The following is a 21734-nucleotide window of genomic DNA, read 5'->3' on the forward strand; positions in this document are numbered from 1 at the left end:
TTTGATAATCACGGTTGAGTTTTTTGCTCTTACTTGTAGAAAAACTGAATCGCTCAATATGATTGCTAATTCCGAGTTTTGCACAATTTTACAGTTCGATTGACTTTTTCCTGATTTTCTTAACTTGTGACCAATGGTCAATCAATTAAAGAATTGCCGATTAAATAATTTTTGATTGACTCCTTCTTGAAGAGTAAGTTTATTGATATGCCTATATTTAGCTTTCTCTTAATAAAAAACACCTAATGAATGTTAGGAATTCTGTTGTCTTTTTGTAATAGCAGAATATTCTTCTTGAAGAAAATAGCTATTAATAATACGATTAACACAGCCCCGTAAGGTTCTTTGGAATTTATCGAAAAGATTGATATTTATCAATGTTACTGCTAAATATCATTGTCATAAACTACTGGTTTCTATTTTCGGCGACACAACCAAAATAGCCATAGTTTTTGCTTTTGATTAATTTTATTTATTTGATTAAACTTACAAAAATATCAAAGTATTCTAAATCAAACAAAAACACTTAATTAGCATTAGGAATTTCTGGAGAAAATATTGTAATATTTAAGCTAAAATTGCCCATAAGCTATCCCAAATCTCTAAAAAACGAAGTCAATAAATGGGACAAAAAAAGCTTGGATTTTATACTTATTTGTGATATTGTAAATGTTATGATGGGAGTGGTGACTGTAATTGATAAGTGCTAATATTCCCATTATGAAGAATTAAAAATACAATATCATTTTAAGCGATCGCTGTCAACCCCTATTTACTAAAGAAAAATTAAGCAAAAAACGCTTATCGATCGCTTACCAGCCATTTACTAGCAATTGGCATTCGCCAACCCGTACCAAAAGCTCTGTCAGTTATCTTCAATCCTGGTGGTGCTTGTCTGCGTTTAAATTCAGCACGGGCTAATAGTTTGAAGACTTTTTGAACTGTTGCAGCATCGTGACCAGATTGTATGACTTCAATTTCTGATTGATGCTGACAAACAATCCGTTCCAAAATATCGTCCAGTATTTCATAAGACGGTAAAGAATCAGCATCTTTTTGTCCTGGTTTTAATTCTGCACTGGGAGGCTTATTAATCACATTAACAGGGATGATTTCTTGCTCCTGGTTTAGCCAACGACAGATCTCAAATACTTTAGTTTTCGGTACATCCGCAATAACCGCTAACCCTCCATTCATATCACCATAGAGAGTGCAATAGCCTACTGCCATTTCTGACTTATTGCCTGTGGATAATAAAAGGTGATTAAATTTATTGGCTACTGCCATCAAGATACCACCCCGTAGTCTTGACTGGATATTCTCCTCTGCAACACCAAATTCTGTACCAGCAAATAAAGGTTCTAACATAGTGTCATAAGCCGTCATTCCTTGTTTGATGGGGATAGTTTCGCTCTTAATTCCTAAATTCTTCACTAGAGCTACAGCATCTGTAATCGAATGCTCTGAGCTATAAGGAGATGGCATCATGATACCTAACACATTATCATACCCTAAAGCTTCAGATGCGATCGCAGCTACTAAAGAGGAATCAATACCTCCACTTAACCCCAATAAAGCTTTGGTAAAACCACATTTTCTGGCATAGTCTCTTACTCCTAGCACCAACGCCGAGAAAATTTCTGCTTCATCAGTCTTTTTTAGAGAAGACAGGGGAGATTGCCAATTCTCGATTTTAGAAACATCTGGGTATTGTAATTTATCAATCTCAACAACTACCAAATCACTCTCAAAACTTTTGCCACAGGCTAGTATTTCTCCATTTTTATCTAGAGCAATACTATTACCGTCAAAGATGATATCGTCATTTGCTCCTACTTGATTGGTATACATAATAGGTATCTGGTATTTCTCAACAGCATGACGTAACATATTTTCCCTTAGCTGTTGTTTTCCCACACTGTAAGGAGAAGCTGATAGGTTAACTATAATATCTACTTTTGATTCTGCTAAGTCTGCAATGGGGTTAATTTCATAACTGCGTTTTCCCCAGAATGTATCTTCATTCCATAAGTCTTCGCAGATAGTTACTCCTATATGTACATTAGATGTTTCTCCTTCTCCTTGTCGGATAGAGTTTTTGGAGTAGTCAGAGAGGTTAAAACTATTACTTTGATTTCCTGGTTGAAAGTATCTATCATCATCAAAAACATCGTAAGTAGGTAAAAGACGTTTATGAAAGATCTGTTGAATTTCCCCTGCTTCTAATAAAGCAATGGAGTTATGTAAAGGTTTTTGTCCTTGGGAATGGGCATGAGGATTTTCTGTTACAGTACCTACTAAGATAGCGATCTCTTGGGGAATCGATTCTGCGATCGCTTTTAATTTTTCCTCCATTGAGTAGATAAAACGGGGATACAGTAACAAGTCTCTGGGAGGGTATCCGCAAAGAGATAATTCAGGAGTTAGTAGCAATCTCACTTCTTGCTTGGCTGCTTGTTGTGCTGCGATGATAATTTGTTGAGCGTTGTTGGCAATGTCACCAATAGTAGGGTTAAGTTGGGCTATGGCTATTTTCATGGTGTTTTTATCTTACGCAAAGACGTTTATCCAGTTTGGCTCTGGACAAAGGCGCAAAGGGTTTATTGGTTAGGTATTTGTTTTGAGCGCAAATCAAGTGATTTTTGTCTCAGATCGATTGTAGGGGCGTATAGCAGATATTCATATAATTGTTATCAAAAAAAAGAGTGTTCAGAAGATTGATTGAGTAATTTTTTGATGATGGGGATATTGGTTATGGAAAGTTTTATAGCTTGTTTTTCCGATTGAAAGGCTTCTCAGAATTAATTTCTATTGTTTTTTTATAACAATCAATAGCTTGTTTATACTGTTCTAACTCATCTAAAACTCTACCTTTTTCATACCAAGCATAATAATAATTAGAATTTAATTCTAGAGCTTTATTTAAGGATAGTATTGCTTCTTGATATTTACCTAAATTATATAGAGCAGTACCACGACCATGCCAAGCAAAATCATCATCGGGATTAATTTCTAATGCTTTATTAAATAAATTCAAAGCTTCTTTGTGTTTTTCAAATCTTTGTAATGCTCTACCTTTATTAGCCCAAGCAGATTGGTACATTGAATCTATATTGATTGCTCGATCGTAGCAATCGATAGACTCCGAGTATTTTTTTAAATAGTCTAGTGTAACTCCTTTAGAATCCCAGTAAACACTATTATTAGGATTAATTTTAATTGCTTGTTCTATAACCTTAAGTGATTCTCTATATTTTTGTAGATTAAATAAGGTAGATGATTTTCTGTCCCAATTAACAGCATTATTAGGTTGTAACTCTAATAATTTATCAGCAATAATTAATGCTTCTTCATGTTTATTTAGTTGGCTTACCAATATATACTTTTTTTCCCAAGCATGATAATAATCGGAGTTTATTTTTAAGCATAGATCGTAATGATTAAGAGCTTCTTTTAGTTTACCTTGCGTTTCTAATCCTAATCCACGATCGAATAGGTAACAATCAGTTAATGGGTCGAAATTAGCTAACTCTTGATAGGCTTCCAATGATTCTTGATACTTTTCTAATCTATATAAAGAATAGGCTTTACTAGACCAAATATGTTTATGATTAGCATCTGGAAAAATTTTTAAAATGCGATCGCAAAGATCGTTCGCTTCTTGATACTGTTGCAAGCGACGTAGACATAATACTTTATACTCCCAAGCAGCGTAATAACTATGGTTGATACTAATAGCCCTATCGCAAGCTTTAAGAGCTTCTTCATATTGCTTTAAATGAATTAAGGCAATGCCTTTTTTACACCATGCAGTATGATTATCTGGTTCGATTTCTATTACTTTATTAAATGCTTCTAATGATTCAATATATTTTTTTTGTTTTAATAATCTAGAAGCATTATTGATTATTTGTTGGACATCCATTTACTACTTATGTATTTTATAGTTATATTTTTATTTTTTTGAGACAATTTTGAAGTGATTTCATTTTAATTTATCTAGTTTATTTTGTGGTCGCTATATCAGAATACAATTTTTTTTGTTGAATATAATTTTCTACCGCAGCAGTTATTACAGTAGTGTCTCCTCGTAAACGATATCGAGAAGAAGAAACTCTAGGAGCATTAAGAGTTGCTATAGTATATTGACCGCCTAACGCTTGTAAATTAGCTAGATCGGATTTTTCAATAGTATAAGCACTGCGAGGGATAACTAAAATTTTAACTTGTTTTAAAAGTTTTTCTATCTGATACCAAGTAATAATTTGTTTTACCAAGTCAGCCCCAATAACAAGTGTGAACTCGGCATCTCCCCAAATTTGTTGGGCTTTTTGAACAGTAATTAAAGTTCTGCGATCGCTTATAGACTGACAAAGAGTAATATTATTTTTTAGTGGTTCAATTTCTTGAATAGTTAGCTTTAACATCTCCGAACGATTGTGCAAATTAGTTTGATGAGCTTTAAAAGGATTATCAGAAGCCCAAACCACAATCAAATCGTAATGTTGTGACAGCCATCTTAAAATAGTTTGATGACCCGCAGTAGGAGGATCGGCACTTGTCCCAAATAAAGCTATTTTACTGCTCGATGATATGTTATTCATTACGTAATCTTTACTTTAATTGATTATAATTAAATCTTGTTTCTTAAAAAACGATTGTTTTAACTTAGCTTTACTTGATTTTAGTAATTGTAATAATTAAGTAAGGTATCTTCAATAAAAAATCAATTTTTGTCTCATAATAATCGATTTGTGATTTTCTCTTTCATAATTTAGGTGGTGAAACAAACTGCAAAATTCAATTGAAAATTGTTATTGAGTTGACTAACTGAGAAATTAATTAACTTTAGGAGTTAAAATATAATGATTGTAAGTCAAACATTAAAAAGTCTTGTTCAGTACCTAGCTGAAGGATTTGCTCGTATTTTTAGCCCTAGTAAAGATCGATATCCTGTAATTGGTGTACAGCCTTTTGAGGGAGATATTTAGTTACTCTAGTGCTTATTTTGACTAGTAGCTTACTCGAAATACTACTGTTCCAAAACAGGATAGTAAACTTTGAGTTAGTTAGCAAATATATTTAACCCAGAAATAGTACAATTAAATATTTAAAGGATATTCTTATCCTAATTAGAGTCGAAATACTTAAGGTAGTATTACCAATAAAAAGTATTATCGGCTTTTTAGTTGATATTGACATTAATTAACAGTAGGCAAAATCCCAATTTTTAAAATTTATTGTCTTTACAAAAATATACAATGATAGGATAGCCACCTACCAAAATAGTCAATAAGCAATGAGCAATCAAATCTCATCAGTTAACAGTTTTAATATTTCACCTATTATACGAATTACTCTTCTTTGTCTGTACCCAGCTTTAACAGTACCTTTACCATTTTTAGCCCAAGCGACATCGGCTCCTATTTCTCCCAAACTACTGTGGGTAGGAATTGCTCTGGGCGCAGTATTTATTTATGGTTTACTAAGTCAAAAAGTAATTTTAGATGAAGAGAAAATCCAAGTAACATATCCCAGTTGGATACCATCTCAACTCTACAAAGGTTGGTCTTTACCTTGGAATAAAGTTGCTGCTTTGAGAATGCGTACCACAGGACAAGGAGGATTAGTATACTATCTAGTCACTCCAGAAAAAGATCGTGCTTATCTTTTACCAATGCGAATTGCTGGTTTTGCCAAAATGGTCAAAATAGTAGAGCAAAAAACAGGAATTGACACCACAGATATCCGCCCTTTAGCTCAACCCTGGATGTACTTGATTTTATTTATCTGCACTATGCTGTTGTGGTTAGTTGATGGCTGGACAATTTGGACAGCAATCTCTCTTCAGGGGTAATTCAGTCATTAGTTGTTAGCCAATAATGAGGTTGTTTCTATATTCTTATCTTATAGTTCCTGAATAACTATATGATTCGAGCAAAAAAAGGTAAGATCATAAAGATTTGTAAACAAAAGTAACAAACATTATTTAATCTCTTTGTATTCTGACCTTCAATGACTTTCTTCAACTTCTCCGAACCCATTTTTCGTCCTAAACAACACGCTTTAGACTTTCAAGACCGTCAAGGATTATGGCAATTTAAGCTTGAAATAAAAGATAAAACTTTATTTTCAGCCATTTACACGAGAATAGACCAAGTTTTTGTCTTATGGGGTTTAGTATCTGCCATTATTTTCTTAACAGCACAATTCGCGCCTATTGACTGGATTACCCAAGCAATTTTTTGGTCAATACTAACAGTCATCGGTACAGTAGTCATGGCAGTATTGACTTATTTTTGGGTCAGAGTAGAAAAGTTACGCTGGGTACTCTACAGTTGGATGTTTTTAATGATAGGCGGAGTAATTATTACCGATCTTGGTATCTTTTTAGGTTGGGGACATATCTTAATGCATTTATGTGATATTTGGCTGATTCTGAGTGCTATTGGTTACACCTTAACTGGTATTGGTTTAAGATCCCGCGCTTTTTTCACCTCGGCTTTTTTGCATCTTTTAGGGATAGCCATTTTACCTTATTGTCTGGGTTGGCAATTTTTAGCCACAGGTTTAGTTATGACAATTAATCTGCTAGTATTTGCCGAAACTCAGTGGGATATGCGTCCTCCCATTAACAATTATGGTGTGCTAACAGAAGAAGAAAAAGAGTTTAATCGTTTGCAATACCTAATTCGTCAAGGTTCTAGTTAAAGATAAAGGAGCGAAGCTCCTAGCTATAAGCCATAAGCTTTCTTGCCAGTTACAAGAAGTTTTAAACATCTCGTAACTGTAGACTACCTTCACAAGTTTATGAAGGTACAGGTCTTGAACCCTTCTAGCTTAGAGCCTAGTCCTAAAGGATACCGCTTCGCGACCGAAGGAAGTCCTTTAGGGCATAAGCTTAAAGCTTAAAGCTTTTTGATAATTTGAGATTGGGTAACAGAAATAATTTTAACTAATTGCGTTACCATCAATCTTAGTAATGGCGACAATAGCAGGACGAGGAGGTTGATTGGCACTATTACTGGGCCAATTAGAGCCTAAAGGTACTTGGCGTTGTTGTTTAAAAGTTGCGCCATCAGTAGTTAATAGCTCAAAATCTCGCGTTTCTATTGCCATATCTTGTCTAATCCCATTTCTCTCCCCTGGATGCTGTATTGCGAGAAAAAGAGTTGTGCGATCGTTACTGAAAAAAGGGCCAGTACATTCACATCCAGTTGGGCCAATAGCGAAAGGATAAATTTCTCCTGCACTATTACCAGACATCGGTACATACCACAAAGAGTTATTGCCAAAGACTCCTGTAAGATCGCTACCAGATAAAGCTGCACCATCTTCAATGCGAGAGGGAACAGCTATATTTTGCTTACTGGTAGACATATCGGTGACAATCCACAAGTTACCACCCTTATCCACAGCAATATTATCAGGGTTAGCAAAGCCAGCACCACCATTGGCAGGTTCACCTCCTGTAGCGAGACTGCTCCAACTAAAACTTAAAGCAGCAGGATCGCTATTTTCTTCTTCTAGCTTAAATAACCAACCATATTCGTAGTCAGTTTCGCCGTCGGGTCCTTGGAATACCGCTAAATCCGCACCACCATCACTCCCAGGAGAGCCAGAGGTAAAGGCAATAAATAAAGTACCATCTTCTGCCACAATGGTGTCTTCGGGACGAGCCGTACAGGTAATTCCTGCTGCATTGGCTGCATAGTGAGCATCAATTAAGATTGCACCTTGTTGCTCTGTGTTATCTCCTTGATATAAGTCACTAAGGGTTTTAAATTGTTTTTGATATAGTTCAATAGGAAGATCGCTGGTAATTTCTACCGCGCCCCCTTGTAGACGATCTGGGTTGGGTAGTTTAACAAGTCCGCCTCCTACTTCAGAAGACTTTACAGGATTGACAGGGGTATTGGGGTTGAGAGGTATCCATTCCCCTGTACCGTCTGCATTAAACTTGGCACCGTAAAGCATTCCTTGATTAAATAGACGGGAATTACTTTTATCTTGGGGATTTTTTACTTTACCATTGCTAATAAACTTGTATAAATGTCCACCACGACGATCGCATCCAGAATAAACTACCAATTGTTTTCCTTCTTCGGCACGAATTCCAAAGGCTTCATGGCGATATCTACCTAACCAAGTATGCTTTGTACCATAGTCGCCAGGATTGGCAGGATCGATTTCTACTAGCCATCCGTATTTGTTTCCTGCTAAACCAAAGACATTAGCTCTACCATCTACCTCTTCATCATTAATCAGAAAAGGCTTATCTGACGGACTCATCGATGAACCATCTGCCATTACTACTTCAGGAATTTGATCTTGGACATTTTCTTCGGCACTCAACACAGTACCCCAAGGAGTTGTACCCCCAGCACAGTTTTGAAATGTCCCGATAATCCGATCGCCGAGATTGTCTTCGTAACCGAGTTTGTTTTTCTTTCGGAATACTCTGGTGGCTGCACCTGTGGATTTTAGGAGTTGTTGTGAATTTTCTAAACCAGAAATCCCTGTAATACGGCGATCGCTTTTACTATAGGTACGTTCCCATTCACCCAAGGCGTTGCGACGCACTGAAATTACTCCCATACCTTGATCGATTAAGCCTTCTTGGGATATTTCTTTAATTTGAGCTTTCAAAAGACTATCATCAGCCAAGGTAAAAGCGTCTATTTCACCTTCTTCATTGGTTTCTGCTTTTACTTGTGCAAAAGGTAACTCTTTGCCGATTACTTGAGGATAACTACTCATCCAAGTTCCACCACTAATATATTCAAAATTAATGGTTAAAAAACCCTCATTAGGAGCAGTTTCCACGAAAGAAAGGTAATCGTTATTGTAGCCAAAACGAGAATCACCAACGCGATCGCCCCAAGCAGCAATTACCTGATATTTATAGCCTTCAGGTAACACCAAATCGTCTTGTACTTCATAGCTGGCATAACGAGTTATTTGTTCAGTTGGCGTAAGTTCTTCGATATTGAGCGGTATGGGAATTTTTACGGGTGCAAAGGGTAAATCACCATTAGTAATTGCCCTAGCGGTGGAATTGATTTCTGAGGGGAAAGGATACTTCTGCTGAGAATTAACTGCTGAACTTAAAGCCATAGAGCCAGTACTAGCACCTAAAAATATTAAAAAATTACGTCTGCTAACAGTCATTACAAAGACGATCTCACGAGATAACAAATAATCTCTACAGTAAAATCAACCCATTAAGAGATGGTAAATGAAATGTTAAGTGTTTTATTTTATTGACTTTTACAAGAATTCTCCGAGTTAAGGCGATCGCTATAAGTTATCAAAAAGCTCTAAGCTCTAAGCTCGCTTGCCTTTCAATTGACTACTTGCGTACTAGCTTTAAACTTATAGCTATCGGGTTTAAGACCCCCTCCAAACTTTGTTTGGTGGTAAGGGATGGCCCGAAGGGTTTAATACTTTTTCTGATTGAAGCTTACAGCTTATAACTTATAGCTTATAGCTGGAGCGAAGCTCCTTTATTTTTTGATTTGATAGCGTAATAACTGTCTAACCTTTGTCGGAGGTAAACTGAGCTTCTGGCTAATTGCTGCTTCTACTCGCTCTAATTTTGTAGTAGCCAATTCAAACTCCTGTTTTTGATAAACTTGAGTTGCCTGTTTGACTTTGACACTGGAAATATTATGCTTGCGATCGACTATAACTCTAATAGACAAAATTTTATTAGCTGATTCGGTTTGATCGATAGTGATGTTAAAAGATTCTACAGAGCGATCGCTTTTAGTTAAATTATGCTCTGTAATCAATCCACTAACTAACCAAAAAGCTAATCCCAGCAAGGGTAAAGGCAGCCAAAATTCCAATCTCAACATTTATCATTTACCATTTATCATTGATCATTGATTAGATGTTAATTCTTTTAGTCGAGGACGATCCCGCACAGTTAGAACCCCTGCAAGTAGCATTATCTCAGGTAGGACACATAGTTGATGCCGTAGAAGAGGGAGAAACAGCACTTTGGTTAATCAAAGAGAAAGATTATGACCTTTTAATTTTAGACTGGATGCTACCTAAAGTTAGTGGAGTGGATATCTGCCGTCAATATCGTAATTTGGGAAATGCTGCGCCAGTGTTAATGCTAACTGCCAAAGATACAACGGCGGATAAAGTTGGTGGCTTAGATGCAGGTGCGGATGACTATATTGTTAAACCTGTAGATGTTTTAGAATTACTAGCCAGAGTCAGAGCTTTAGGCAGGCGATCGCCTTTATGGAAAGGAGATACCCTTACTTTAGGAGATTTACGCCTATATTTGACCAGTTTAAGCCTAGAACGAGGAACAGCAGAGATTCAACTCTCAGTTAGAGAATTTCAGTTAATGGAATATCTAATGCGTCATCCCCAGCAAGTATTATCCCGCGATCAAATAGAACAAGCACTTTGGAGTTGGGGAAGTGAACCAGAAAGTAATGCGGTAACTACTTTAGTCAGAAGATTACGTCAGCGTTTAGCAGCAGTTGGGGCAAAAGATTGGTTGGAGACTGTTTATGGCATGGGTTATCGTCTAGATATTCGAGATTAAACCAATTATGAGTCATTGTTATAACTCATTAGACACAGGGGAGGCTGGCAAAAGATTGATGCTTTCGAGCAGTTTAATAACTTTTAATGCTGCTAACTTTTTGGACTGAGTAGGCAGAAATTCCAGTACACTAAAGCCAACCAGATCGAAATTTTCCCTTAGTCCAACTAAAAATTTTTGGAGTTCGTTAATACTTATTCCATTTGGTGTCGGACAAGAAACATCAGGAAACTCTTGAGGCTCAATAACATCTAAGTCAAGATGGACATAAAGCTTTTTAAAGCCAGCTTTGTCTAATGTTGAGAATAGTTTGTTGTAATCCCCATTATTAATTGATTCGGCTGAAAATACAGATAACTCTTTTTGCTGAATAAAACTTCTTTCGGGTACATCGAATTCTCTTGCTCCAATCAGAAAAACTTGATTTGGCTCTAATTTTGAGAATGCTTGACTAACAATATCTGTGTTTCCTTCTCCTAATAAAACACGCAATGGCATCCCATGAAAATGAGAGCTAGGAGATGAATTGGGTGTGTTTAAGTCTCCGTGAGCATCTAACCAGATTACAGCTAAAGACTTATCATATCTTCGATTGAGAAAGGAAACAGGTGCAATTTCAACGCCACAATCTCCCCCAATCATCAAAATACTCTCTGGGTTGCGAGCTTGTATAAGCTTACAAGCATCTAGAAATTGGGAAAAGATTTGACTATACCCAAGAATGCTCCTGTCAACAGTTAGTGAATAAGTTAGAGAAGTAGGAATTTGAGTAAGAGAAATTCTATCGTGCAGCAATTCGTATAGAAGCCTAGCACCTTCATATAGCTCGAACCTTCCTGAACCCTGCCACTGTGGGAAGAAGAGGTTTAGAGTTTCAGGTAACAATTCTGGCATGGATAGTTTACTTATTGAGCTAAAGTTAAATTGTCATGCTTACTCTAGAAAAACCAGATTTAGAAAGACATTGCCCTATTATAAACCAATGAAACAACTTTTAATTATCTTAGTTTGTTTATGGTTTTGGTTGATATCTCCAGCAATCATAAATGCCGAACCAGTAGGAGAAGAGACAGATTCTCAGGGGACAGAACAATTAGCTCAACCAGTAAAAACATACTATTTGCTTGTATTAGAAGGAGTAGGCAGAAGAGAAGTTAAAATTAATCCTCCAGCTACTAAGATTGCTATTACTTCTCAATCAGGAGATATCACAATTCGTTGTGGTGACCAACAAAATACCTATAGTTGCTCTCCTGGTAAAAGGTTAGAAATTGAGTATGAAGCTACTACACCAATAGTTAAATTTTGGGGAGAAAATCTGAGCGATACTCAAGTCAAACTAAGAATCGATGTCTATCAAACAGTTTCTCCAGAAAAGGATACAAAAGAAAACGGAGAAACTAACTTGGAAAATATAGTTTCGCAGCCTCAAAGTGTCACAGGTGAATCGACATAAATAGTCGGTTCTTCCATTGTGAATTCAATTTGATGGGATTTAAGTTTTTGAGAAATCTTTTCATTGGCTAATTCCAACAAACGCTTGCGTAACTGAAGAGAATTTTCTGAAGAACCCAAAATAAAAAAAGTGATTCTAACACGAGAAGCAAGATGATTTTCTGAGTCCACTAGAGTAACTTTAGTACTCCCAGGATCGATCCCAAATAAATCGTGGGTACTTTGTTTGACTACTTGTTCGATTAAAGCGGATTCCTGCTGCTTTAGTTGGCGATTAAAATCCAGATAAAGTAAAACCATGATCTTTCTACCCCGACTAACATTTTCAATATTTAAACCAGCCATAGTAGAGTTAGGAATAATCATCAACGTTCCTTTCGCAGCAGTCCGAATTTTAGTCGATCGCAACCCAATAGATTCAACTCTACCAAATAAGCCACTGGGTAAACGAATATATTCCCCAGGAAGACAGGGACGATCTAAATATAAAACCACTGTACCTAATAACTGTTCCAGGGTTTTTTGAGCAGCAAAAGCGATCGCTAATCCGCCAATACCTAAACTAGCTAATAAGCCTACTAAGTTAATCTGTTGACTTTGAGCAAAAGCCACCGCAGCAACAAAGCCAATAATAATATTAGCGATAGTTTCTAAGACTAATAGTAATTCATCTACTTCTCGTCCGAGCTTATTAATTAACTCAATGCCATAAACGAGGATAAATTGACGAAATAAAAGAGAAGCTAACCAAGCAATACTGATAACTACTGCCAAACTTACAAAGAATTGTAAAAATATAAATAAATCTTGATATTCCTGTAAAAAATTTAAAGACAGTCTAATAAGAATTAAGCTTCCCGCAATTCTAAATAAACGTTCCAAAGGAACAAGCAGATTTTCATAAATTTGAGTAAAATTTTTCGGGGCAAATTGTCTTACTAATAAACTAATTAGAGTGGGCGTACCTCTGCCCAAAATTGCTGAAAATAAAGCTAAAACCACAAATATGCCGAGATTAATTCCCAATTTAATTATGGCTTGGTGGGTTTCTGCATTGATATTTAACCAGCTTAAAATATCTAGATTATTCATAAAAAGATCAGATAGTAATGGGCGAATCAATATTGATGGTTTTTTCTTCTAACTCAAAAGCAACTCCATATTTTTTAAGTTCTTTTGATAAATTTTGTTTAGCAATATCTAAAAGTTGCTGTCTTAATTCCATCGATAATTTGCCAGAGCCAAGAATAAAAAAGCTAATTTGTACTTGAGTATTGGTTATTTTTTCACCTTGACTAAGCTCAATAAATTTTACTTCTGTATTACGAATATCAACGCCAAAAATATCTTTAGTACTCTCAAAGATAATCTGTTTAATGAAGGCTTGTTCTGATTCTGGAATAGCTTGATAAAAGGTGATATAAATTAAAGAAATAACTTTTTTTGCTCTGGTATAGTTTTCCACATTTACTTGGGTTAAAGAACTATTAGGGGCGATAATTACTGTTCCTTTACCCGAAGTTCTGATGCGAGTAGAACGTAAACCAATAGATTCTACTTTACCAAAAGTGCCATCTGGTAAGCCGATATAATCATCAATCACAAAAGGTCTGTCTAAGTAAAGAACAATACCTCCCAATAATTGTTCTAAAGTTTTTTGTGCAGCAAAAGCGATCGCCAAACCACCAATACCCAAACTAGCAAATAATCCCACTAAATTAATCTGATGAGTTTGGGCAAAGATTAAAATAATTACCAAAATAATTGCGGTGTTAATCAGAAAGCGACTAATAATTAATAATTCGCTATCAAAGCGACCGCGATTTTTGACCGCAGCATCTAATAAATAAGTCTGAAAAACTTGCTGAAAAATTTGCTGTCCCAACCTACTCAATAAGATAACTACAGTAATTGCTAACGGTAATTCTAGAAATTTCAGCCAAATTGATTTTGCAAGACTCAACAAAACTAGATCGGTAATAATTAAAAGAGAGGCTATACCTAATTGACTGTAATAGGGTGGAATAATTGTTTGATAAACTTCTTTAATCTGAGGAGAAGAAATCGCAGTAATACTCCAACCAATTATGCGGGGAAGTAAAAAAAAACTACTAATAACAAACCACTAGTAAATCCCAGTAGTGTCCATAAAGTTCCCGTATTGATAGTGATTGTTTCTGGCATTAAATTGACATTTTTGCTAATAATCTATCATACTTAGTTGAGAAGAGCCAACACTTTCCTTGGAGTTTATCGTTGGTTAATTTTTTCTTTTATCTCTTACTTATTAGAACACTGGGTCTATTTACGACGGCTTCGCTAGTCCTTTAGGACACTTGGGTAATTACGATAATTTAGATTGTTTAATTCAGTGCAAAACGCACTAATTTTACTATCACCTCAAATTTTACTTTTGTCTCTTTTAAATCAGTTATAGATAGTTATATCTTAGTTAAATAAGCAAAGTTTTTATTTTTGCCTGATGAGGTGCAATATCTGAGAATGGACGAGAGCCAATGAATAATTTTTGGAAGGTATCTATTGAAATAGAAAATTGCAGACAAAGTATGCACACCAATAAAGTTCTGGGAGTTATATCCCTCTTTTAGCACTCTAGAAGAATTTAAAGAATTTACGGTATAGATTATCGTCTAGATATTCGGGATTGACAAGATTAATTAATTTGAGATATTTGAGCGCAAATTGGCGGGAATTTCTTCAGGGACGATCCAGAGGTAAATTGTAGAACCTTCTCCTGCTAACACCACGCGTTCGGGTTCCCAGTCGCCCATATCAAAAGCGTGGGAGACAATACGAGTGCCTGGTTTGAGTTGCTTGAGCAACTGAGGTCGTAGTCTTAAGTTAAGTTCGGGTAGTAGATAAAGTGTCACTACAGTAGCTTCGGTAAAATCGCTAGCGAACAAGTCTTGCTGGAGAAACTCAACGCGATCTGTCACTCCCGCCTCGCGAGCATTTTCATTAGCTTCTTGAATGCGTTCGGGGCTAATATCAATTCCAATACCGCGACTGCCATACCTTTGTGCTGCGGTTATGGGAATACGTCCGTCGCCACTACCGAGATCGTAAATCACATCGTCTTTGTTCACCTGTGCCAGTTTGAGCATTTCATCAACCACCTCTTGCGGTGTTGGGATATAAAGAACATCTGGTTCGCGTTGGGAGATTTGAACCTCTGTTTGAGCTTGGGCTATTTGAGTAATGGTTAGCTCTTGTGGGCTATGTCGAATGCTTTCAAGACTAATAAGGCTCACCAAGCTCATACTGGCAAAAAGTAACCCGAATTTGTGTTCGATTAACATGATTCTTCTCTCCTTTAATTACGCTTTACTTCACGCATCTGTAACCAGAGGGGTACGCCTGCTAGTAATACTACTACGCCGACAATTGCACCAACTCCAGTGTAAATGAGACTAGATTGCAGCATATAGATGCAGATGCCACAAAATAGAATGGGGGTTAGTGGATAAAAGGGAACTTGGAAAGGACGGGTAACTTCTGGTTCTCGCATCCGCAGTACGAATAGAGAAATCCCTGTCAATAAGAAAAAGAACCAAAACACGGGGGTCGTGTATTCAACCATTGTCTCGAAACCATTACGGGTCAAAGTTCCCAGTAACACCAGTAGTAGTGCGATCGCACATTGAACTAGCAGTGCATTGGTGGGCGTTTTACGCCGAGTTTCCCAATGTCCCAACCAAGCGAACAGTCGAAAATCATTTCCTAGGGCATAATTAGTCCGCGCTCCCGTAAAAATCGTGGCATTGAGAGAGCATAAAGTAGCAACGGCAACCAGTAGACTAATCGAGACAACACCCCAGCTACCAATCGTGGTACGCATCAAATCTGCTGCTACTGCTTTTGAAGCGATCGTTCCCGAAAACCCTAAACCGTGAAGATAGGCAAAGTTGATTAGCAAATAGAGTAAAGCGATCGCGCCAATACTCCAAAGTAGCGATCGCGACATATTACGTCTGACATTCCGTAATTCTGCGGAGATGTGAGCAGCTTCATTCCAACCACCGTAGGTTAAGAGAACGAATACCAGTGCTAACCCCAAATTAGTCTGATTTGAGGAAGATAAAGGCTCTGGCTGGATCGAAGAAGGAGAAAAAACCAACCCCACAACAATAACCAATAGCAAGCCCAAAACTTGTGCCAAAGCAAGACAATTCTGCATCCATTTGCCTTGTTTAATACCGAGGAAATTTAAACCGCTAAATAAGATAATTGCGATCGCTGCATACATAGATGATGAATAGTCTCCCAGACGATAAATCTCCGAAGCATAATCGCCGAAGACAAAAGCTAAAAGAACAATCGAACCAGTTTGCATTACCGTAAGACGCGCCCAGGCAAACAGAAAAGCAATATTATTGCCAAAAGCTCGTTGAAAGTAATAGTAACTGCCCCCTGGATGAGGATAAGCCGTTGCCAATTCTGCATAGCATAAAGTGCCAACTAAGGAAATTGCGCCACCTAAGAACCAAATAAGTAAAGCAACACCCGAACTGCCAGCATTCATAGCGACTAAAGCTGGTGTCTCGAAGATGCCTGCACCTATAACCATACCAACAATCAGAGCTACAGCATCCAATACTGTTAGTGTTGGTTTAGTTAGGGTTAATTTGCTGCTTCTGATATTTTTCATTAAGCTTATGCTACATTTTTTGCCATGTAAAATCTACAAGCACTTAGCAATTGACGCTAAGATAGTCAACACAGTGATTAGAGATGCGTTGTCTTTCCGAGAGCCTCTCTCACGATCAATAATGAAACCAAAGTTTTACATCAAGAGACGATTTTCTCCCTTAATATTTCTAACCAAACGGAGATAGATTAAGGTAAAGAAATACTTGCAAATCAGTTAAAGATCGCAGATTTATTATTTTTTAGTATAGGCAGCAAATATGACATGAAAGTGTCATTAGTTATTGGTTACGCCTGATGTGAATTAGCGGTGAGACCCCGCGTTATGCGGAGCGGTATCCGTGATAGGCGGCGACAGACGCATCTTGTAGCTCACCAAGACCCTTCCGCTTGAGACTTATTAGTTCGTAGCTATAAGCTGTAAGCTGTCTAAGCAGTATAGGCTGCATTATAGTCAAGGACGACATCTATCACTTCACCAGAAACCAAACAAGCGCGATCGCTGGCTAACTTCTTAACCAACAGAAAAAAGGTTCAATTTTAGCTAGACTCCTGAATTTGTTCTCTTCCCCATTTCCAAAGAGCATCAAAAACAGGTTTCAGTTTCCGACCACGCTCAGTCAAAGAATATTCTACCTTGGGTGGCATCTCATGAAAGTCTTTTCGATGGATAATACGATCCTTTTCTAGCTCTTTGAGTTGTTGAATGAGCATTTTTTCAGTAATGCCAGTTACTCCGCGTCTTAACTCTGCAAATCGCTTAGGTGTTTCTCTTAACTCCCAAAGAATCAAAATTTTCCACTTTCCGCTAAGAACTTTTACCGCCGACTCAACGGGACAATCGCTATCTTTTTCGCCTCTGACCATTTTTTAATTCTCCCTCATCTTTAGCACTTACAAAAAAGTATGTACTATACAAAAAGATAGTATCAGTTTATCTTTAATCTTTGTAAGCCAGAGATTTCCGAATCGATCTCTGGGCGCGAACTACAACTGCAATAAAAAGAGAAAGAGATACAAAAGAATAAGATATGACACAATTACTGCACATAGATTCTAGTCCTCGTGGCGATCGCTCTCATTCTCGCCGATTGACAAAAGAATTTATTGAGACATGGCAACAAAATCATCCTCAAGATACCGTTATTTATCGAGATATTGGACATTATGCACCGCCTCATGTTGATGAAACATGGATTGCCTCGGCTTTTACTCCACTAGAACAACAAACGGATGAGATGCTCAAAACACTATCTACAAGTAATGAGTTGGTACATGAATTTCTCGCAGCAGACATATACGTCATTGGCGTGCCGATGTATAACTTTAGTATTCCCAGTGGATTCAAAGCCTATATCGATCAAATAGTCAGAATAAATAAAACGTTTCTCTTTGAGCCAGAAGATCGAGAAGCAACTTACAAGCCTCTTGTTATGGGTAAAAAAATGTTTATTATCGCGGTACGAGGCGATTCTGGATATGCTCCTGGTGGTCATAATGAGAAACTAAACCACCAAGATAATTATTTAAGAACGGTTTTTGGTTTTATTGGCATTATCGACATTACCGTAGTTCACGTCGAAAATGACGAATTTGGAGGACAGCTTCTAGCTGATTCTATTGCTACTGCTCGTAACCAAATTGCCAGACTTACTCAAGTTTAAAAGTTATGTATTATGAATCTTTGAGTACGCTAAGACTAAAAAAGTGGGAGTCATGGCAGTACCTTGTAATTATTTTGCGACGAATATTGATTTGCTCGATCCTGATTAACTTTGAAATCAGAATGACAAAGCTGATATGAATGTTAGGCGTTAATTAAGTGATGGTTATTAGGAGGGGTTCGCGAACTGTCTCTACTTAGAAAGTTTAAGTTTTTGTCTCGAACAGATGAAAAGTCGCAGATTGATTTATCGGAATAGACATTTAGGTTGAAGATGAGTATCATTATCAAATAAGTAAACTAAAAGCTATTAACTCAGTATTGTCTAGGTAACTAAACTTACAAGGTTTAGAGGAATCAAAATGAGCCAAGTTTCCCAATCAAAACAGCAAGACTCTTCAGAATTCGACGCACCTAGTTGTGACTCTTCTTTAGTCCATTTAGAGCGAATACGCCAAGTGCAATCGTCAATTGTGACCACGGAAAAAGCACAACAAATGGCTCAGTTTTTGGTGCAATGGCAGATCCTCATCGACTAAAACTCCTTTCTGCCTTAGTCAAAGCAGAACTTTGTGTTTGCGATCTCGCAGCAGTAGTGAAAATGAGTGAGTCTGCTGTGTCCCATCAGTTACGCTTGCTACGAAACCTTCATTTAGTTAAATATCGCCGTGAAGGGCGTAACGTTTATTACAGCTTGGCAAACGATCGTATTGTTAATCTTTATCAAGAAGTAGCCGAGCATTTAGACGAAACTTAATTTTTCTTTTGATTCATTGCAAAGTTACTTTTTTTTGTTTATTATCTGAACAAATATTCAATTGTTCATTGTTTTGGCTATTTAGAAAGATCATGCCCCATCACCATTGCTCTAGCTGCTCTCCAAAGATTGAAAGTCATGACCATAACGATCATCACGACCATGACCACAGCCACGAACATAATGAGTCCGATTTACGTCGAGAACTTGTCCCCCTAAGCATTACGGTGATTTTATTTGTCATGGGGTTAATTTGGCAAAAACCTTTGCAGAATACTCCTAGAGCGATCGCTGAGTATGCGGTTTTTATTCCCGCCTATCTAATCAGTGGTTGGACTGTCTTAACCAGTGCGGGGCGTAATATTCTGCGGGGTAGAATCTTTGATGAAAACTTCTTGATGACCATTGCAACTCTCGGAGCGATCGCCATTCACGAATTACCTGAAGCCGTTGGGGTGATGCTGTTTTTCCAGGTAGGGGAAATGTTTCAGGGCTTTGCAGTAGGGAGATCGAGGCGATCGATTAAGTCACTCTTAGAAGTACGCCCCGACAAAGCAAATCTTAAAATAGATGGTGAAATTAGAGAAGTTGCCCCAGAAACAGTTGGAGTCGGAGATATTATTATTATTAAGCCAGGGGAGAAAGTTGCTTTAGATGGGGAGATCTTATCGGGGAATTCTCAAGTAGATACTTCTGCCCTCACAGGGGAATCTGTACCCCAAACTGTAAGAGAAAAAGACACAATCCTAGCAGGTTCAATTAACCAAACAGGTAGTTTAATCGTTAAAGTTACCAAACTGTTCGAGGAATCCTCCGTCGCCAGAATTCTCGACTTAGTGGAAAATGCCAGCAGTAAAAAAGCCCCAACAGAAAAATTTATTACCCGCTTTGCCCGTTACTACACTCCCGTAGTAGTTTTTTTATCTTTAGCAGTAGCTATATTACCACCCTTATTTGTTCCTGGTGCAACATCTGAACAGTGGGTTTATCGGGCATTAGTCTTATTAGTAATTTCTTGTCCCTGTGGATTAGTTATCAGTATTCCCCTCGGTTACTTTGGTGGGGTTGGCGGTGCAGCAAAAAAAGGGATTTTAGTAAAAGGTTCGACTTTCTTAGATGCTTTAACCGCAGTCAAAACAGTTGTTTTTGATAAAACTGGGACTTTAACTGAAGGCGTATTTGAAGTTACTCAAATAGCCCCTTATAATGGCTATCGCCAAGACGAATTATTGACCTTAGCAGCTTTAGCAGAATCTCAATCGAACCATCCCGTAGCGCAGTCTATCCTAAAAGCTTACGATGGTGCGCCCCGCGTAGCGGATCTCTTCGAGATCGCTGAATCGGACATTACCGACTATGAAGAAATACCAGGACACGGTATCCGCGCCCAGGTCAAAGGAATGGAAGTATTAGCAGGAAACGATCGCCTCCTGCACCGAGAACATATCGACCACGATACCTGTAATATTCAAGGTACGGTAGTTCATTTGGCAGTAGATAGTACATATGCAGGCTATATTTTAATTGCCGACAGAATCAAAGAAGATGCAGCCGAGGCGATCGCTAAGCTCAAACAAGCTGGAGTTACCCAAACACTGATGCTAACAGGAGATAATCGAGTTGTAGCTGAGAATACAGCTGATAAACTTGGTTTGGATAGCTATCAAGCGGAATTATTACCAGAAGATAAAGTAGAAGCGATCGAGCATTATCTACGGTCTACGGATAAAAAGAGCAAGGTGGCATTCGTAGGAGACGGAATCAACGACGCACCTGTAATTGCCAGAGCAGATGTAGGTATAGCAATGGGAGCATTGGGTTCGGATGCAGCCATTGAAACTGCCGATGTGGTGCTAATGACAGATTCACCTTCTAAAGTAGCAGAAGCCATTAGTGTAGCTCGTAAAACTCACTCCATTGTCTGGCAGAATATCATTTTGGCAATGGCAGTTAAAGCACTGTTTATCTTATTAGGAGCAATTGGAATAGCGACTCTTTGGGAAGCGGTGTTTGCGGATGTGGGGGTAGCATTGTTAGCGATTCTTAATGCCACTAGGGTTTTGAAAGAAAGTTAACTGAAACAACAGACAGTTTTGATACTAAGCAGTGTAGGAAGCATTATAACCAAGGGCGACATCTACTACTTCACCCGAAATAAACTTAGCGCGATCGCTAGCTAAAAATGTGGCAGTATCGGCAATATCTTCTGGATCGAGGGCTGAAGCAGTTTTTAAGAGTAAAACTCCCCCAACTACTTCGTCTTGCTCCTCAAAGCTAGTTAATCCCATAGATTGTAACTGACCCTAATTACCACTTTCTATGCTAGTGCAAAGCTATTGGCATCGAGTTCGGATTCGACTCCTGCTAGCATTAGCAACTTTGTCTGATTACTGCTGAGACAATACTGTTCGGTTAAGCTAAACAACATGAGTTAATGAAAGTATTCATCATCCAAATGCATGAAACTATTTACTCTAACTCTTATTTCTCGAATACTTGCACTTGCTACGCCTATTAATTTATTCAATGAGCAGTATAGCCTCCATCTACAAAGTGGACACTTCCTGTGATAAATGCGGCTCTGTCAGAAAGTAAGTAATCCTAAATCCGATTGATATAGG

19 protein-coding genes and 1 pseudogene are annotated in these 21734 nt (G+C 37.7%); 8 read left to right on the forward strand and 12 right to left on the reverse strand.

The genetic code is table 11. From position 1 onward, the window contains the following. Positions 1-801: 801 nt before the first annotated feature. From H1P_RS01100 to H1P_RS01110, 3 genes are all read right to left on the reverse strand, one after another. Positions 802-2538 carry an NAD+ synthase gene (locus H1P_RS01100; RefSeq protein ID WP_144863280.1) on the reverse strand — a complete coding sequence of 579 codons (1737 nt, stop codon included), beginning with the start codon at positions 2536-2538 and terminating at the stop codon, positions 802-804. Between the two features lie 226 nt (positions 2539-2764). Beyond that, on the reverse strand, positions 2765-3925 hold the full coding sequence (locus tag H1P_RS01105; RefSeq protein WP_144863282.1) for a tetratricopeptide repeat protein: 1161 nt from the start codon (positions 3923-3925) through the stop codon (positions 2765-2767). Between the two features lie 79 nt (positions 3926-4004). Beyond that, positions 4005-4604: a nicotinate-nucleotide adenylyltransferase gene (locus H1P_RS01110; protein WP_144863284.1), complete on the reverse strand. Its 600-nt coding sequence runs from the start codon at positions 4602-4604 to the stop codon at positions 4005-4007. 261 nt (positions 4605-4865) lie between these two features. Here H1P_RS01110 and H1P_RS38750 point away from each other — a divergent pair, with 261 nt between their 5' ends. From H1P_RS38750 to H1P_RS01125, 3 genes are all read left to right on the forward strand, one after another. Continuing rightward, positions 4866-4991: an isochorismate synthase gene (locus H1P_RS38750; protein ID WP_144863285.1), complete on the forward strand. Its 126-nt coding sequence runs from the start codon at positions 4866-4868 to the stop codon at positions 4989-4991. Between the two features lie 308 nt (positions 4992-5299). After that, positions 5300-5857 (forward strand): hypothetical protein, encoded by a 558-nt coding sequence (locus H1P_RS01120; RefSeq protein ID WP_144863287.1) that lies wholly within the window; start codon positions 5300-5302, stop codon positions 5855-5857. Between the two features lie 158 nt (positions 5858-6015). Next, on the forward strand, positions 6016-6711 hold the full coding sequence (locus H1P_RS01125; RefSeq protein WP_144863289.1) for a hypothetical protein: 696 nt from the start codon (positions 6016-6018) through the stop codon (positions 6709-6711). Positions 6712-6951: 240 nt separating this feature from the next. Here the strand turns inward: H1P_RS01125 and H1P_RS01130 are convergent, their stop codons facing one another. Both H1P_RS01130 and H1P_RS01135 read right to left on the reverse strand, forming a co-directional pair. Continuing rightward, positions 6952-9171 carry a PhoX family protein gene (locus tag H1P_RS01130; protein WP_144863290.1) on the reverse strand — a complete coding sequence of 740 codons (2220 nt, stop codon included), beginning with the start codon at positions 9169-9171 and terminating at the stop codon, positions 6952-6954. Between the two features lie 335 nt (positions 9172-9506). After that, positions 9507-9860 (reverse strand): hypothetical protein, encoded by a 354-nt coding sequence (locus tag H1P_RS01135; RefSeq protein WP_144863292.1) that lies wholly within the window; start codon positions 9858-9860, stop codon positions 9507-9509. A 35-nt stretch (positions 9861-9895) separates the two neighbouring features. Between H1P_RS01135 and rppA the strand changes: the two genes are divergently transcribed. Beyond that, a complete protein-coding gene (gene rppA / locus H1P_RS01140) occupies positions 9896-10570 on the forward strand; it encodes a two-component system response regulator RppA (RefSeq protein ID WP_144863294.1) in 675 nt (224 codons plus the stop codon). 18 nt (positions 10571-10588) lie between these two features. Here rppA and H1P_RS01145 read toward each other — a convergent pair whose 3' ends face one another. Beyond that, complete coding sequence (locus H1P_RS01145; protein WP_144863296.1) at positions 10589-11464, reverse strand: arginase family protein; 876 nt, start codon at positions 11462-11464, stop codon at positions 10589-10591. An 88-nt stretch (positions 11465-11552) separates the two neighbouring features. On the opposite strand from H1P_RS01145, the gene H1P_RS35625 reads away from it, so the two are divergent. Beyond that, positions 11553-12026: a hypothetical protein gene (locus H1P_RS35625; protein ID WP_186375786.1), complete on the forward strand. Its 474-nt coding sequence runs from the start codon at positions 11553-11555 to the stop codon at positions 12024-12026. Here H1P_RS35625 and H1P_RS01155 read toward each other — a convergent pair. The 5 genes from H1P_RS01155 to H1P_RS01175 form a co-directional block, all read right to left on the reverse strand. After that, positions 11999-13117: a mechanosensitive ion channel family protein gene (locus tag H1P_RS01155; RefSeq protein WP_144863298.1), complete on the reverse strand. Its 1119-nt coding sequence runs from the start codon at positions 13115-13117 to the stop codon at positions 11999-12001. The genes H1P_RS35625 and H1P_RS01155 overlap by 28 nt on opposite strands. 7 nt (positions 13118-13124) lie before the next feature. Continuing rightward, positions 13125-13988 (reverse strand): mechanosensitive ion channel family protein, encoded by an 864-nt coding sequence (locus tag H1P_RS01160; protein WP_246141420.1) that lies wholly within the window; start codon positions 13986-13988, stop codon positions 13125-13127. Between the two features lie 715 nt (positions 13989-14703). Then, the gene (locus tag H1P_RS01165) at positions 14704-15345 is read right to left on the reverse strand and encodes a methyltransferase domain-containing protein (RefSeq protein WP_222426891.1); all 642 of its coding nucleotides are present in this window, start codon (positions 15343-15345) and stop codon (positions 14704-14706) included. 14 nt (positions 15346-15359) lie between these two features. Next, complete coding sequence (locus H1P_RS01170; protein WP_144863302.1) at positions 15360-16694, reverse strand: APC family permease; 1335 nt, start codon at positions 16692-16694, stop codon at positions 15360-15362. A 539-nt stretch (positions 16695-17233) separates the two neighbouring features. Beyond that, entirely contained in the window at positions 17234-17560 is a 327-nt protein-coding gene (locus H1P_RS01175) for a winged helix-turn-helix transcriptional regulator (RefSeq protein ID WP_144863305.1), read from the reverse strand. A 164-nt stretch (positions 17561-17724) separates the two neighbouring features. Here H1P_RS01175 and H1P_RS01180 point away from each other — a divergent pair, with 164 nt between their 5' ends. The 3 genes and pseudogenes from H1P_RS01180 to H1P_RS01190 all read left to right on the forward strand — a co-directional run bounded on the left by H1P_RS01180 (position 17725) and on the right by H1P_RS01190 (position 21188). Next, entirely contained in the window at positions 17725-18357 is a 633-nt protein-coding gene (locus tag H1P_RS01180; RefSeq protein ID WP_144863307.1) for an FMN-dependent NADH-azoreductase, read from the forward strand. A 361-nt stretch (positions 18358-18718) separates the two neighbouring features. Beyond that, positions 18719-19113, forward strand: a pseudogene (locus H1P_RS39215) (ArsR/SmtB family transcription factor). 92 nt (positions 19114-19205) lie between these two features. Next, entirely contained in the window at positions 19206-21188 is a 1983-nt protein-coding gene (locus H1P_RS01190; protein WP_144863309.1) for a heavy metal translocating P-type ATPase, read from the forward strand. 24 nt (positions 21189-21212) lie between these two features. Here the strand turns inward: H1P_RS01190 and H1P_RS01195 are convergent, their stop codons facing one another. Continuing rightward, positions 21213-21401: an SDR family oxidoreductase gene (locus tag H1P_RS01195; protein WP_144863311.1), complete on the reverse strand. Its 189-nt coding sequence runs from the start codon at positions 21399-21401 to the stop codon at positions 21213-21215. Positions 21402-21734: the final 333 nt, after the last annotated feature.

The sequence above is a fragment of the Hyella patelloides LEGE 07179 genome (assembly GCF_900659865.1).
Lineage (GTDB): Bacteria > Cyanobacteriota > Cyanobacteriia > Cyanobacteriales > Xenococcaceae > Hyella > Hyella patelloides.